Source organism: Alkalicoccus halolimnae (genome assembly GCF_008014775.2).
In the GTDB taxonomy this organism is placed as follows: Bacteria; Bacillota; Bacilli; order Bacillales; family Salisediminibacteriaceae; genus Alkalicoccus; species Alkalicoccus halolimnae.
Genome location: NZ_CP144914.1, coordinates 3,199,529 through 3,213,914 on the forward strand (window position 1 = coordinate 3,199,529; position 14,386 = coordinate 3,213,914).

At 45.5% G+C, this 14,386-nt stretch carries 16 protein-coding genes; 1 reads left to right on the forward strand and 15 read right to left on the reverse strand.

Annotated elements, in window-relative coordinates; all coding sequences use genetic code 11:
* Positions 1-79: 79 nt before the first annotated feature.
* The 9 genes from FTX54_RS14670 to FTX54_RS14710 all read right to left on the reverse strand — a co-directional run bounded on the left by FTX54_RS14670 (position 80) and on the right by FTX54_RS14710 (position 6,789).
* On the reverse strand, positions 80-205 hold the full coding sequence (locus FTX54_RS14670) for a hypothetical protein (protein WP_281285229.1): 126 nt from the start codon (positions 203-205) through the stop codon (positions 80-82).
* Between the two features lie 62 nt (positions 206-267).
* The gene (cls, locus tag FTX54_RS14675; protein WP_147803713.1) at positions 268-1,710 is read right to left on the reverse strand and encodes a cardiolipin synthase; all 1,443 of its coding nucleotides are present in this window, start codon (positions 1,708-1,710) and stop codon (positions 268-270) included.
* Positions 1,680-1,952: a hypothetical protein gene (locus tag FTX54_RS14680; protein WP_187254534.1), complete on the reverse strand. Its 273-nt coding sequence runs from the start codon at positions 1,950-1,952 to the stop codon at positions 1,680-1,682. The genes cls and FTX54_RS14680 overlap by 31 nt, the downstream gene beginning before the upstream one ends.
* A 146-nt stretch (positions 1,953-2,098) precedes the next feature.
* Complete coding sequence (locus FTX54_RS14685) at positions 2,099-2,380, reverse strand: CBS domain-containing protein (RefSeq protein WP_246125620.1); 282 nt, start codon at positions 2,378-2,380, stop codon at positions 2,099-2,101.
* Positions 2,377-2,520 (reverse strand): CBS domain-containing protein, encoded by a 144-nt coding sequence (locus tag FTX54_RS14690; protein WP_246125619.1) that lies wholly within the window; start codon positions 2,518-2,520, stop codon positions 2,377-2,379. Before FTX54_RS14690 ends, FTX54_RS14685 begins: the two co-directional genes overlap by 4 nt.
* A 181-nt stretch (positions 2,521-2,701) precedes the next feature.
* Positions 2,702-2,935, reverse strand: a complete 234-nt coding sequence (locus FTX54_RS14695; protein ID WP_147803711.1) for a hypothetical protein — start codon at positions 2,933-2,935, stop codon at positions 2,702-2,704.
* A gap of 568 nt (positions 2,936-3,503) precedes the next feature.
* Positions 3,504-5,336, reverse strand: coding sequence for an adenylyl-sulfate kinase (cysC, locus tag FTX54_RS14700; RefSeq protein ID WP_147803710.1), 1,833 nt, complete (start codon positions 5,334-5,336; stop codon positions 3,504-3,506).
* Position 5,337: 1 nt separating this feature from the next.
* The gene (cysD, locus tag FTX54_RS14705) at positions 5,338-6,237 is read right to left on the reverse strand and encodes a sulfate adenylyltransferase subunit CysD (RefSeq protein ID WP_246125618.1); all 900 of its coding nucleotides are present in this window, start codon (positions 6,235-6,237) and stop codon (positions 5,338-5,340) included.
* A 96-nt stretch (positions 6,238-6,333) separates the two neighbouring features.
* Entirely contained in the window at positions 6,334-6,789 is a 456-nt protein-coding gene (locus FTX54_RS14710) for a fructose PTS transporter subunit IIA (protein ID WP_147803708.1), read from the reverse strand.
* 171 nt (positions 6,790-6,960) lie between these two features.
* On the opposite strand from FTX54_RS14710, the gene FTX54_RS14715 reads away from it, so the two are divergent.
* Positions 6,961-7,623 carry a hypothetical protein gene (locus FTX54_RS14715; protein WP_147803707.1) on the forward strand — a complete coding sequence of 221 codons (663 nt, stop codon included), beginning with the start codon at positions 6,961-6,963 and terminating at the stop codon, positions 7,621-7,623.
* 789 nt (positions 7,624-8,412) lie between these two features.
* Here FTX54_RS14715 and rbsB read toward each other — a convergent pair.
* Genes rbsB through FTX54_RS14745 form a run of 6 tightly spaced genes read right to left on the reverse strand, consistent with a single transcriptional unit; the run spans position 8,413 to position 14,083 of the window.
* A complete protein-coding gene (gene rbsB, locus FTX54_RS14720; RefSeq protein ID WP_147803706.1) occupies positions 8,413-9,390 on the reverse strand; it encodes a ribose ABC transporter substrate-binding protein RbsB in 978 nt (325 codons plus the stop codon).
* 12 nt (positions 9,391-9,402) lie between these two features.
* Positions 9,403-10,347 carry an ABC transporter permease subunit gene (locus FTX54_RS14725; protein WP_147803705.1) on the reverse strand — a complete coding sequence of 315 codons (945 nt, stop codon included), beginning with the start codon at positions 10,345-10,347 and terminating at the stop codon, positions 9,403-9,405.
* On the reverse strand, positions 10,334-11,833 hold the full coding sequence (locus FTX54_RS14730) for a sugar ABC transporter ATP-binding protein (RefSeq protein WP_147803704.1): 1,500 nt from the start codon (positions 11,831-11,833) through the stop codon (positions 10,334-10,336). The genes FTX54_RS14725 and FTX54_RS14730 overlap by 14 nt, the downstream gene beginning before the upstream one ends.
* A gap of 13 nt (positions 11,834-11,846) precedes the next feature.
* Complete coding sequence (rbsD, locus tag FTX54_RS14735; RefSeq protein WP_147803703.1) at positions 11,847-12,236, reverse strand: D-ribose pyranase; 390 nt, start codon at positions 12,234-12,236, stop codon at positions 11,847-11,849.
* Positions 12,214-13,104, reverse strand: a complete 891-nt coding sequence (rbsK, locus tag FTX54_RS14740; RefSeq protein WP_147803702.1) for a ribokinase — start codon at positions 13,102-13,104, stop codon at positions 12,214-12,216. Before rbsK ends, rbsD begins: the two co-directional genes overlap by 23 nt.
* Positions 13,070-14,083 (reverse strand): LacI family DNA-binding transcriptional regulator, encoded by a 1,014-nt coding sequence (locus FTX54_RS14745; RefSeq protein WP_147803701.1) that lies wholly within the window; start codon positions 14,081-14,083, stop codon positions 13,070-13,072. The genes rbsK and FTX54_RS14745 overlap by 35 nt, the downstream gene beginning before the upstream one ends.
* Positions 14,084-14,386 lie beyond the last annotated feature (303 nt).

The following is a 14,386-nucleotide window of genomic DNA, read 5'->3' on the forward strand; positions in this document are numbered from 1 at the left end:
TGTCAATATTTATCATTATATGGTAATTTAATGAAATTTTAAAGCTGTTTCGTATGCTCAAACGGTCCTTTTTCTACGCCTATCCTATTTCTAAGGATCGGTAGTTTGGAAATTCTGCCACTTCTTTTCTTTTTTCTCCCATTCTGTCCTGTATTTCCGCCATTACCTGAATTATTTCTGCCACTTCTCCTGATAATCCCGCCACTCGCCATTAATTCTCCCGTTTCTCCTGATAATTCTGCCACTACTTTCTCCTGTCTCAGCAGCTTAAAGCAGCGGAGACAGCAGGCGGGAAAATGCTTCCTTCGTCCGGATGACAGCTGACCGTTTCTGATAATCGTCCCACGTCAACTGGCTGCAGTGCTGCATATCTTTTTCAAAAGAGGCTTTCATCCCATGAGCGAGTGCTTTGTCGTACAAAAAGACGTTCATTTCAAAGTTGAGGCTCACGCTTCTCACGTCCATGTTCGTCGTGCCCACGGTGGTGATTGCATCATCCGTCGTCAGCGTTTTCGCATGCAGAAATCCTTCCTCATACTTGTAAATCTCTGCACCTTCTCTCAACAGCTCCCCGACATAATAGTAGGTCGCCCAGTATACGAAAGGATGATCCGGCTTGTTCGGAATCATAATTTTCACCTGGACCCCGCTCAAAACAGCCATGCGCAGGGCACTTAATAAACTCGAGTCAGGAATAAAGTACGGCGTTTGAATATAAATGTAATCCTCGGCTTCCTGAACCATTTTCAGGAAACCCTGATGCACCTGGTCCCGCTCGGCATCGGGTCCGCTGCGCACGATCTGCATCAACGTACCTTTCCCTGAAGCAGGAGGTTGAGGAAGAGCTTTATTTTTCAGTGTGCGTGAGTCATTCGGATTGGCTTTGTCCCAGTCCGAAAGCACGTGCTCGGCAAGGAAGAAAGCTGCCTGCCCTGTCATGCGCAGGTGGGTATCGCGCCAGTAGCCCAGCGATTCATTGAAGGAAACATATTTATCTCCAACATTAAACCCGCCCGTATATCCGATCATTTCATCAATCACAACGATTTTCCGGTGGTTCCGATGATTTACAGTTGCTTTACTCAGCGCTGTCCGCAGAGGAAAAAACGCTTTTGCTTTTCCGCCGGCGCGTCGAAAATCCTTAAGGAACTTTTTGTTTACGCTTAATGAGCCAAAACTATCAAACAGCAGGAAGACCTCTACCCCTTCGCCGGCTTTCTTTGTGAGCAGATTAATAAACCTGCGGCCCATCTCATCCTTTTCAATCCCGAAATACTGCACGTAAATGGTCGAACGTGCCTGCTCTATATCAGCATAGAGCCTTTTGAATTTTTCACTTCCATCGAGAATAAATTCTATTTCTTCCCCATAGATAAGCGGAGAAGAACTGTGATAAAGATGGATATCCATCACGCTGCTCTGTTTCTTCAGCAGATCTCCTTTTTCTGTAAACTGTTCCTTTTTGTCCTCATGCTGCTGACGCTGGAGAATTTTATCCGATTCGTATAAAAATGACTCGTCCCAGCGGCTTTTTTTCAGCTCTCTTCCAAACAGAAAGTACAAAAGAAGTCCAATAACCGGCACAAAAAACAGGACCATCAGCCAGGCCCACGTTGTTGAAGCACTTTTCTGCTCCCGGAAGATAATAATAAACCCAATAAAAATATTTATAATAACGATCAAATATCCGAGATAGTCCCACCACTCCAAGGTGCTGTCCCCTCTCTGTACGAAGTCTCTCTTTTTTCATTCCCCCTTCCTTCCCCAACAGAAACCTCTTCCCGGTAGAGCGGCCCGTTTCGCAGCATCTCCCGCTGGGGGAGCGGCACTGGAATGGTAATAGTGCCGCTTCTTTTGTTTTTTCTGACAGTTCGTCCCTTAATTCTGCCACTGTCCGACTTAATTCCACCGCTTCCTTCAGTATTTCTGCCACCCGCTGTTATTTCCACCATTTCTCTCTTTATTTCTCCCACAACAGTGCTGTCGTAACACTCTATGTATCTCACCGCTGCAGGGAGCCACCGTTAGTCCTAATATTCCCTTGAACCTCAAAAAAAGCCATTACCGTATTATCAGTTATGGCTTCAGGAGAGATTTTTCAGTTATTTCCTTTTCCTTTAGACGCAGCCTGGACGATGGCCCCTGCTATATCAGCTGCATTTTCCACCCCAAAGTTTCCGAGACTTACGACGCCGTGGATTTTCCCTTCTTCTACAACGAGCAGCCGTCTGATTTGGTGTTCCTGCATGATACGTGCAGCTTCTTCAATTGCAGTGTCCGGTGTGGCTGTGACTACTTCCTTTGTCATAATATCCGAGGCTTTTTTCTTCTCTATACTACCTTCCGCCAGTCCTCTCACAACAATATCACGGTCCGTCACGATACCAACGTATTCTTTTTTTCCAGTAAAGGAATGAACCCGACATCTTCCTTCTTCATAAGCTGCGCAATCGTTGATAATTCAGTACTGGCATCGGCTGTCTGCACGTGCGTGGACATATAATCTCTTACTTTACTCATTCATATTTCCTCCTCATGCGATATACCTTTCCATATTTCCCCTTTCTTTTATCAATAAACTACCTATATATAAATTAAGTATATAGAATCATACATACAGGTTCCGTAGTTCTTCAGGCTCTCCACCCCTGCAATTTTTTCACTAAAAAATGCCCGGCACCTAACGCCGGACATGCGGAAATCATTGTTGACTGCCCTTAAAGTCTTCCGGGTTTTCATCTTTACGAATCGGAGGCTTTTCTTTTTTCGTAACTCTGTAAGCCAGATGTCCCAGAGCCATAGCAGCAACAACGGCAAGGAGGGAGATTACCAGTACATCAAAAATCGTCTGCAGCGCACCACCGAAAGGATAGTCTCTAATAAACAGATGAACCAGAAAAACTATGACGACGACTGCACCAAATGCAATTTTCATCGTTGATCGGCCTCCTTCTATCTTTACTATTAATTTTCCTTTTATTCATATGATTCAAACGCTAATACTTGAAGACTCATTTATTTTACATAATTATGTATTTTCACACAGTGCAGGTATCTTTATCACATTTTTTTAAGAGACCTCCTTTTTAAGGTTTAAAAAAAGCCTCCTTCTGTAAAGGAGACTTTCTTTCTTTTCTTTCCATTTAAAACCACACCATGTAAACAATAGGGACTCTCGTGAGTATGACTAACACATTCAACGGAGTTCCGGCCTTCCCATACTCTCTGAACGGACAGCCTCCCGGACCGCATACAATCCTGTGCGTCTGAAAGCCGGGCGGAGTAATGAAACCGCTAGAAGCCGCAACCGATATCCTGTCTGGATGTCCATATAAGAAACGTCCATGGAGGCCGACGGGGAGCATTAATGCAGCTGAAGGAGTGCTTGTAATCATTTCCGTGAAAATATAAGTCGTGACCTAAATAACTGCCTGCAGCAGGATCATAAAAAGGACAAGCAGAATTTCCATCGTCATCAGGAAATATCCTTTACATCAGATCCTTCAGCGCTCACCGAATTTGTTCATGACATGCTCCACGACACGTGAAGCACATTCTTCAAGCGGAGTCCCGCTCGTATCGATGTGCAGATCCGCCTGCTCCGGCACTTCGTACGGACTGGAAATCCCTGTGAAATTGGGAATTTCCCCGGTACGTGCCTTTTTGTACAATCCTTTCACGTCCCTGCGCTCACATTCTTCAAGCGGGGTGCTCACATAGATTTCAATGAAATTCTCTCCGATTATATCCCGGGCGTTGGACCGGTCCTGTTCATAAGGAGAAATAAAGGAAGCAAGTGTGATAACACCGGCATCGTTCATGAGCCTGGCCACTTCTGCGATACGGCGGATATTTTCCACCCGGTCCTCTTCCTTAAAACCGAGGTTTTTGTTCAGGCCGTGCCGCACATTATCTCCATCAAGCAGCATCGTATGATAGCCGCTTGCAACGAGACGTTTTTCCACTTCGTTGGCAAGTGTCGATTTTCCCGATCCTGACAGGCCGGTGAACCAGATCGTCCCCGGCATCTGCCCTTTCTGCTGGGAACGGATCTCGCGGGTTACATCCGAATCCTGCCAGACGACGTTTTCCGAACGGCTCAATGGACTCTCAATCACTCCGCAGGCCGACGTCATGTTGGATACCCGGTCGATCAGAATAAAGCCGCCGAGCGCTTCGTTATCGGCAAATGAGTCAAATACCATATTTTCAGAAAGAGATATTTCGCACTCCACGAGCTCGTTTTTAAATACTCTATCTGCCGGGATAAAGTCTCCTGTATTAATATCAATTTTATGTTTTACCGTCATAACGGTACCCGGAAGAATATTCGTGCCGGCTTTGATAAAGTAGTTCCGGCCGGGCACAAGCGGGCTGTCGTCCATCCAGAGCAGTGTCGCGGTGAACATGTCTGCGGTGGAAACATTCGGATTTGTCGTGAGTACGCAGCCGCGCGAAACATCTACTTCCCGGTCGAGCTGGACAGTTACAGGTTCGCCTGTACCTGCGGCTTTTTCTTCACGGTCTGTGACAAACAGGCTTTTCACCTTCGCTTTCTCTTTACTGGGAAGGGAAGTAATTTCGTCGCCGACCGTCACTTCTCCGGCTTCCACCTGTCCCTGAAAGCCCCGGAACTGCTGGTTCGGACGACTGACCCGCTGCACCGGCATTACGAAATCTTCTTTGTCTTTTTCATTAAAAACATCTATATTTTCCAGGCATTCCAGAAGAGACATCCCTTTATACCAGAGTGTGTTTTCCGACTGCTTTGTAATATTGTCCCCTTCTGTGGCAGATACCGGGATGACAGTAACGCTGTCTATATCAAAGTCGTAGGTAATTTTTGTGAATTCCTTCTTAATTTCTTCAAAGCGTTCCCGATCGTATTCAATGAGGTCCATTTTATTAACGGCAAGAACGAGATGCTTGATGCCCATAAAGGAGCAGATGCGTGCATGCCGCCGCGTCTGGGTGCTTACTCCTTTGGCAGCATCCACAAGAATAACGGCTGCTTCTGCAAAAGAGGCTCCCACTGCCATGTTACGCGTATATTCTTCATGTCCCGGCGTATCCGCTACAATAAACGAACGGTTTTCTGTTGTGAAATAGCGGTAGGCGACATCAATCGTTATCCCCTGTTCTCTTTCTGCCATCAGGCCGTCCAGCAGCAGGGAATAGTCAATGTCCCCGCCCCGGCTCCCGACTTTACTATCGAGTTCCAGCGCTTTTTCCTGATCGGCAAAAAGCAGCTTCGCGTCATAGAGCATGTGGCCTATCAACGTTGATTTCCCATCATCTACACTTCCGCACGTAATGAATTTCAGCAAGCTCTTCAATTTAGAAATACCCCTCTCTTTTCCGTCTTTCCATACTTCCTGCTGCTTCCTGGTCGATCACACGGCTCGTTCGTTCCGACGACACCGCTCCGAGTGTTTCTTCAATAATTTCCTCAAGCGTGGAGGCGGTGGACTCTACTCCCCCGGTAAGCGGATAGCAGCCCAGCGTTCGGAAACGCACGCTGCGGTCCACGATTTCCTCCTCTTCCTCGAGAGGCATCCGGTCATCATCCACCATCACGATATTATCCTCCCTGTAAATTACCGGGCGCTTCCTGGCAAAATAAAGCGGGACAATGTCGATATTTTCCCTGAGAATATACTGCCAGATATCTTTTTCTGTCCAGTTCGACAGCGGGAAGACCCGCATGCTTTCGCCTTTATTAATTTCCGTATTGAACAGCTTCCACATCTCCGGTTTCTGATTTTTCGGATCCCAGGCATGGTTTTTGTTCCGGAAGGAAATGACCCTTTCCTTGGCGCGTGATTTTTCTTCATCCCGGCGCCCGCCTCCGAAAGCAGCCGTAAATCCGTATTTATCGAGACCTTCTTTTAACGCCTGGGTCTTCATAATATCGGTGTAGGCTGCCCCGTGGTCAAATGGGTTAATTCCCTGTTCCGCCCCCGCTTCGTTCGTATGTACAATCATTTCAATGCCGAGCTCTTCTGCTTTCCGGTCCCGAAACTCGATCATTTCCTTAAATTTCCATGTTGTATCAATATGCATAAAAGGGAACGGCGGCTTTTCCGGATAAAACGCTTTAAGCGCGAGATGAAGCATCACTGAGCTGTCTTTCCCTATCGAATAGAGCATGACAGGTTTTTCGCATTCCGCCGCCACTTCCCGGATAATATAAATCGCTTCTGCTTCCAGTTGATCCAGATGGGTTAATTCTTTCATCTTTGATTTCCTCCTCTTATCTTTTTCATTCACACTGCCGCACCGCATAAAAAGCCAGCTCTCAGAGCAGCAATACTCTCTTAGAGCCGGCATCTTTTATTCTATTTCTTTTAAAAGTTCATACGCTTCCGCGAAATTTTTTACTTTGAGCAGTTCTTTCCGGAAGTCTTCATCCCTTAATTTACTTGCGATCATCTGCATAATCCGGAGATGCTCCTCTCCGTTATCTCCTTCCGGTGCCGCAACCATAAAGATCAATTTCACAGGAGCTCCGTCATGACTGTGCCAGTCTACGCCGCCCTGGACAATACCGAATGCAACCCCCGGTTTAATTACAGCATCCGACTGCCCGTGCGGTACGGCTACTTCATGTCCGATTCCGGTGGAAGCCTGCGCTTCCCGTTCAAGAATGGCTTTCTTAAAATCGGCCTTGGAATTGATCGCGTTATCTTCTGCGAAAAGCTCCATCATTTCCTCTATAATTTCTTCCTGTGTCGTCCCTTCGAGCTGGGTATTGATTAAGTCTTCCGACATCTGGTCTATTAATTTCACTTCCATTCCTCCATCCATTGCGCATGTTTTACAGTACGTGTTCCCCATCCCTGCTCTGTTTAATCGTTGAAAGAGCCGTTTTTCTTTTTCAAGATACAATCTATTTATTCCAAATAATACCACAACAAGTGTATACTAAGCACAGATACTATGCAAAGGAGAGAACGCCCCATGAAAAAACATATAGTCGTACTAATTGCAGCAGTCTCTTTATTTTTAACGGCCTGCGGCAGCAGCGAAGAACCGGCGGCTCCGGAAAATAATAACGAAGCCCCGGCAGCAGAAAGCGCACAGCTGGAAAACGACGATCCTTTTGAGAATGCGGAAAGTGAGCCCGCTGAAGAAGCGGACGAGGGAGCGGATTCTCCCGAAGACGTCACCGTCACCCTTCCTGCAGATTTCATGGAGGAAGTGGACGGAGACCCTGAAGAAATTCTCGCCGCGGAGGAAGAGGAAGGCATCCGTGATATTTCCGTCGATGACGAGGGAGCAGTCACCTATACGATGAGCGGAGAGAAGCACAGCGAAATGATGGAGGAGCTTGCCGCAGATCTGCGGGAGAGTATGGATGAAATTGAAAACAGCGGGGATTTTCCCTCTATTCAGGAAGTAGAGAATAACGAAAGCTTTTCCGAGTTCACTTTCATTGTTGAGCGGGAAGCGTATGAAGAGGGATTTGACGCCTTCGCGTCGTTTGCCATTGCTATCTCCGGTATGTTCTATCAGCTCTTTGCCGGAGTCGACCCCGATGATTACGAAGTTGTCGTCCATGCCGAGGATGAAGAAACCGGAGAAGTGTTTGAAACGGTAACGTTCCCGGATGATATGGAATGAAAGTATCTCTTTAACTAAAAGCTGCCTTGGAAATAAAATAGATAAGCGATAGACATACGCTTTCGTTTCCATGCGGACGCTTTCCGGGCGGGCCGGAGTCGCCCCATGTCCTCTTCCGCTTACGGTAAAAAGATAGAGAAGTATCTGCCATCTAATAAAGAAAATTCCTTCTTGAAAATCATTCATCCCCCCTTATAGAGGGGAAATTCCATTCCTGTAAAAGGACATTTTCATCCTTTATGGTGCAAGGTTTTTGCATAAGTGTCTCTGTTAAAGTCAAGCGTTGATTAATGTAGAAAACTTCGCTGCAGCTCTGCCGTGGAGGATCTTTCCGGGTAGGACCTGTGTCCTGCGGGATCTTCCAATCTCCTTCTTCCACGGGCATGTTTCCGCTTCATTTTTTTGTACCGAAAGAGCCATACTTGTGTTTTTTAACGAACAATATTTCTCATTCCTCTAAAACCAGGGGCAGGGCAGAGACGCCTGCGGAAAAAGAAAGCGGGAAGATACTCCCGGACGTCAGGAAAGCGGCGTGCGCGGCAGGCGGAAGAGCCGCCTGCCCTCCAACAACAACACGGTACTTTAACAAAGCCTAACTAAAAAGAAGAAATGCCTTCACGACTGGTGTCATGAAGGCATTTTGATTTTGCACGCCAAGGAAAAGACATTTTAACGAATTCCCGCAGGGGTTTCTCCCATCTTCCGTCAAATTAATCTGTCTATTACTAATTTTCATTTTATACAGGAAACAAAAGCAGTTCTCCCGGAAAATTTCGTTTAGAGATAACTTTATTCCGTTACCAGCTCCAACTCCACTGGAATAAATTCTTCTATTTCATTTCCTTCGATAACGTCCATGGATGCCTGGACAGCTTCTTCCCCGATCAAAGTCGGCTGCTGTGCGACAGTGCCACCCATTCTTCCTTCTTCCACAGCTTCTACAGCATCCTCCGTAGCATCGAAACCGATGACCACAACATCTTCGTTTCCTGCTGCTTCAATTGCTTGGAGAGCTCCGAGAGCCATTTCATCGTTATGAGCAAATACACCGGTCAAATCCGGATTACCCTGCAGAATATTCTCCATTACCGTTAAACCTTCTGCCCGGTCAAAATTTGCGGTCTGGGAAGTCACGACGTCCAAAGAATCTTCAGCTACGTTATTAAAACCTTCACCACGTTCACGGGCAGCGGAGGAACCGGAGATACCTTCCAATTCTGCTACAGGACTGCCTTCTCCTACAAGATCCACCATTAGTTCCGCAGCCATTTCTCCGCCTGCCACGTTATCGGAAGCAATATGAGTTACTACTTCTCCTTCGTCTGCCGCCCGATCTACCGTAATAACCGGAATGTCCTGGTCATTAGCATTTTCCACTGCACTGATTACAGCTGTCGAATCAGTCGGGTTTACCATGAGAACATCGATATCACGCTGAAGCAGGTCTTCAATATCGCTTACCTGCTTGGAGTTGTCATCCTGAGCATCCACCATAATAAATTCAACACCAAGCTCTTCTGCTTTAGCTTCAGCTCCTTCTTGAAGCGTTACGAAAAAGGGATTATTTAACGTAGAAATAGAAAAGCCAACTGTGTATTCTGCATCCTCATTTCCGGCTGTTTCAACTTCTGTATTTTCTGAACCGGAATTATTACCGCTTCCTTCGTTTGCTGCTTCTTCATTATTTTCCACCGGGGATTCTGTCGAACAGGCCGCTGCTAAAAGTACTGCTGCCAGCATCATTACTAATACAAAAATCTTTTTCATTATTAATTCCTCCTATGCTGATTTTTTGCGGTCTAATAAAACCGCTAACAGGATGACCGAACCTTTGACCACCTGCTGGAAAAATGAACTAACACCCAATAAGTTGAGGCCATTATTTAATACCCCTATGATCAAGGCACCAATTAAAGTGCCGACAATCCAACCTCTGCCTCCCGTTAAACTCGTTCCTCCTAGAACAACTGCCGCAATAGCATCCAGTTCATACATGGTTCCCGCTGTAGGCTGTGCAGAATTCAGCCGCGAAGTTAAAATCATTCCGGCCAGAGCCGACAGCATACCAGTCAGGGAATAGACGTATATTTTAATACGATCTGCTTTAATACCTGACAAAACAGCGGCTTCTTCATTACCTCCTACAGCATAAACTCTTCTTCCAAAGGTTGTTTTCTTTAATATGAGATACAGCACTGCAAATGCAATCATCATCGTAATGGCAGGAACAGGTATACCAAGGAAGTATCCTCTTCCCAGCATTTCAAATGCAGCAGACTCACCAAGTCCTGAAACTGGTCTTCCGTCTGTTAAAACGAGCGTTAAACCTCGGTATATCGTCATCGTAGCTAGTGTAGCAATGAATGGCGCGACTTTTCCTTTCGCTATGAAAACCCCGTTAAATGCACCGAGCACAGCTCCTGCGAGCAGACCGACCATAACTGCCAGTATGGGATCCAATCCCGAGGCCATAAGCGATGCTGAGACAGCGGACGCGAGTGCCAGAGTCGAACCAACAGAGAGGTCAATACCTCCGGTTAAAATCACGAATGTCATCCCGAACGCAATTAAGGCATTAATCGATACCTGCCTCAATACATTCAGCAGGTTCGCCGGAGAAAGAAAACCTGGATTCAAAATAGTAATAATCGCCATAATGATAAACAGCCCGATAAATGGCCCGAGTGTTCTCATAATGGAAGCTAATTGCCTACGTTTTTTCATGTCTGTCTCCTCCTGTCGCGAAGTGCATGATTCTTTGTTCACTTAATTCTTCTCTCTCCAAAACGGTCATTAACTTCCCTTCCGACATGACACCTACTCTTGTACTCATCCCAATCACTTCCGGAAGTTCTGAAGAAATCATGATAATTGCTACTCCTGTTTTAGCAAGATCAACCATAATGTTGTAAATCTCTTTTTTTGCACCGATATCAACCCCTCTTGTAGGTTCATCAAGAATCAGCACACGCGGCTTCATATAAAGCCATTTGGCAATAACGACTTTCTGCTGATTTCCCCCGCTGAGAGATTTAGCCGCCTGATTAGGCCCCGAAGTCCGTACACTTAGTTTATTGATAAGTTCTTCATAAAGAGCCCGCTGCTTTTTGGAAGAGATCCATCCGTAATCTGAAATTTTTTCCAGATTGGTCATTTCTAAATTTTCCCTTATTGAAAAATCGACCACAAGTCCTTTAGACTTTCGATCTTCGGAAATAAAACCAATGCCATGATCGATAGCGTCTTTCGGAGAATTTATCTTTACTTTCCTTCCGTCAATAAATACCTCTCCCGAATCTTCTTTTCGATAACCAAAAACTGTTTCCACAATTTCAGAGCGCCCCGATCCCATTAATCCGGATATCCCCAGTATTTCTCCTTCCCGGACGTACAGAGAAACATCTTTGAATAAACCAGCTTTTGAAAAGTTTTTTATCTCAAGTTTCACTTCCCCCGGAGTTGCATCATTTTCCGGAAAGCGTTCTCCGATTTCCCTTCCAACCATCATGTTGACTACTTCATCGAAGGTAAGAGCAGCAATTTCTTTCGTCCCCACATAGGTTCCATCCCTGAGAACCGTCACTCGCTGGCACAAGTCGAAAATTTCCTCCATCCTGTGGGAAATATAAATGAATGAAACACCTTCTTTTTGAAGCTCTCTAATCGTTTGGAATAAAGTGTCGATCTCCCTGTCGGTCAGTGCAGCAGTAGGTTCATCCATAATGATAATTTTGGCATTCGTCTCGAGTGCCTTAGCAATTTCAATGAGCTGCTGCTGTCCTACAGACAAAGTCCCCGCCCGGCGTGTTACAGGAACTTTCAATCCCAGATTTTCGAGCGCCACCTCCGCTTCTTCATTCATCTGCTTTGTTTTCATCCAACCAAATTTTCCAGCCGTGATCTCTTTTCCGAGAAATAGATTTTCCGCAGCTGTCAACTCTGGAAGAATGTTTAATTCCTGGTGAATGACAGCTATTCCATCTTTCTCTGCTTCACGTGGATGTTTGTAATGAACTGGTTCCCCATTTACGTGAACTTCTCCGGCATCACGTTCATAAATTCCGGTCAAAATTTTCATAAGCGTAGATTTACCAGCTCCATTTTCCCCCATCAAAGCATGAATTTCCCCTTTTTCTAAAGAAAAATCTACCCCTTTCAGCACCTGGTTTCCACTAAATGCTTTATCAATGCCCTTCATATTAATAATCACGGCGGTCACCTCCTTAAAATATAACCCCTGCCTGAAGAATTACATTGGCATATGGAGTGTTCTCACCAGTGCGGATAATTACTTTTGCCTTTCGTGTCCGCTCTTTAAATAACTCATGTGGAATGTAAGTAAGAAAAAGCTGTTGATGTTCTATTATCTGAGTAACTTTTGAATTGCTGGTACTGCTTTCTTCGGCCGCCACAAGTCCTTCAACCTGCATCTCCTTCATCAAAAGTTTAAAAATTTCTGCAAAATCCGGATATCCCAAACGAAGGCTCACATCGATGCACAGAACATCATCCGGAATAGGAAGGCCGCAGTCCGCTATAACAATCTCATCTGTATGACCGAGTTTCGCCAGGATACCTGCTATATCACGATTAAGTATTCCGTTTTTCTGCATACGGACCTCCCTTTTCCAATAATTGCATTACCGCCTTTTTCAAAGGCATACCACCCTGAGCGCCAAATTCCGTTACGGATATAGCTGCAGCAGCGTTGGCAAATGAGACGGCCTCTGTAACAGGCTTTCCTGCAGCAAGGGAAGAAGCAAGAGCTCCATTGAACGTATCTCCAGCTCCCGTCGTATCCACAGCAGTAACAGAGAATCCTGGAATAACTGTTTCAGCTCCCGGCAGCAAAACTCCCTCTCCTCCGAGCGTGACGATCATTTTATTAGAAAAGGTATGTCCATCAAACAGTTCGTCCCTTTCCGTTTCATTCGGAGTTATCCAAGTCGCTTTCTCCCAGAAAACCTTCTTCAACTTTTGGGCAGGTGCAGGGTTAATAACTACCGGCACCTGATGCGCTTCACAAATTCTCAGCACTTCTTCGACCGTTTCGAGAGGAATTTCAAATTGAATGAGTACGATATCACTTTCCCTGAGAACTTTTTCATGGCGCCTTACATACTCTGGAGTAACCTTCAAATTGGCTCCCGGCGTTACGATGATACGGTTATCTCCTCCTGATAGAAGAATGGTAGCAACCCCTGTACTGATGCCTGTAACCGGTTCCACATAATCCGTACAAACCTTTTCTTTTTGCAGATTTGCAATCATTTCTTTCCCAATTGCGTCTTCTCCAACTTTTCCGAGCATCGTAACATCAGCTCCAAGTTTGGCAGCAGCCACGGCCTGATTTGCTCCCTTCCCCCCGGGTACGGTGTGGAATGCTTCTCCAAGAATCGTTTCTCCCTGCTTCGGCATTTTTTCCGAAGTCGTCACCATGTCGACATTAATGCTCCCGACTACCGTCACTTTTCCAGTCATTTTTTACCTCCTCTGTCGTTCCTCTTACAATAAGTTTTACAGGAAGTTCGTGATAAATCTTATCGTGTGGGTTTTTTTCGATTTGCTTGATCAACAGCCGGGCTGCTAGTGCTCCCATTTTATAAATAGGCTGTTCGATCGTCGTCAGTCCCGGGACCAGCATGCTGCCAAGCGGAATTCCATCAAACCCTATGACCTTTACGTCATCAGGTACTTTCTTTCCTAATATTGCGAGAGCATGCATAGCACCGGCTGCAGTAATGTCACTGCCTGCAAAAATTCCATCTATAGAAGGATTGGAACGAATCAATTTCAGCGTTGTCTGCTTAGCCTTCTCCATGTCAAATCCCGCATTCTTGATGATGTAGGGGATTTTTTCTCTTCTCACAACTTCCATAAAACCTTCATATCTTTCATCAGCGGGTCCTACTCCCTCCGGACCCCTCAGATGTGCAAGATGTCTGCACCCATTATCAAGCAGGTGGGTTGCGGCTAATTCTGCCCCTTTTCTATTTTCGGAAACGACCGTAGGGATATTTTCACCAAGTATACGGTCCAGGGCAACTAGCGGAAGATCCAGCTGATGATAGGCTTCCTGTTCCTGACTGCTCGTGGATAAAATAATTCCGTCTACATATTTTTGTTTTAATGCTTCAAAATATTTTTGTTCTTTCTCAACTTCCTCATCTGTGTTACAAAAAACCACCGTGTATCCATAGGCAAGGGCTACGTCCTCTACTGCCCGGGCGAGCTCCGGGAAGAACGGATTGCTGATATCGGGAAGTACGAGACCAATCATACCGGATGTTTTATGATATAAAGATCGTGCTACGGCGTTCGGCCGGTAATCCAGTTTTTTAATAGCTGCCGAAACAGCTTTCTCAGCTTCTTTGCTCACGTATCCTTTTTTGTTAAGAACCCGTGAGACAGTTGCTACTGACACACCGGCCTGCTTCGCCACATCTTTAATTGTCGGCATAATTGTCTCTCCTTCATTTTCTGTAACCGGTTACATGAAATTCTAATATGTAACCGGTTACATGTCAAGCAGTGTTTTAGGTTTTGTTATAGATTATTCCAGAAAATTTTTCTTAATCTTGTCTCGGTACTCGTCTGCTGCCACCTGAACTGTTCATGGGACCTCTGTTTTTCTTGTTTTTAGGCATGTTTCCACTTCATTTGGATTTTTGAATACAAAAAAAGACGGCCATCTATTTGAACGAAGGATTTGTAAAGTTAAAAAACAAAGCCACGGCAGAGCCGCAGCAAAGTTTATACTTTC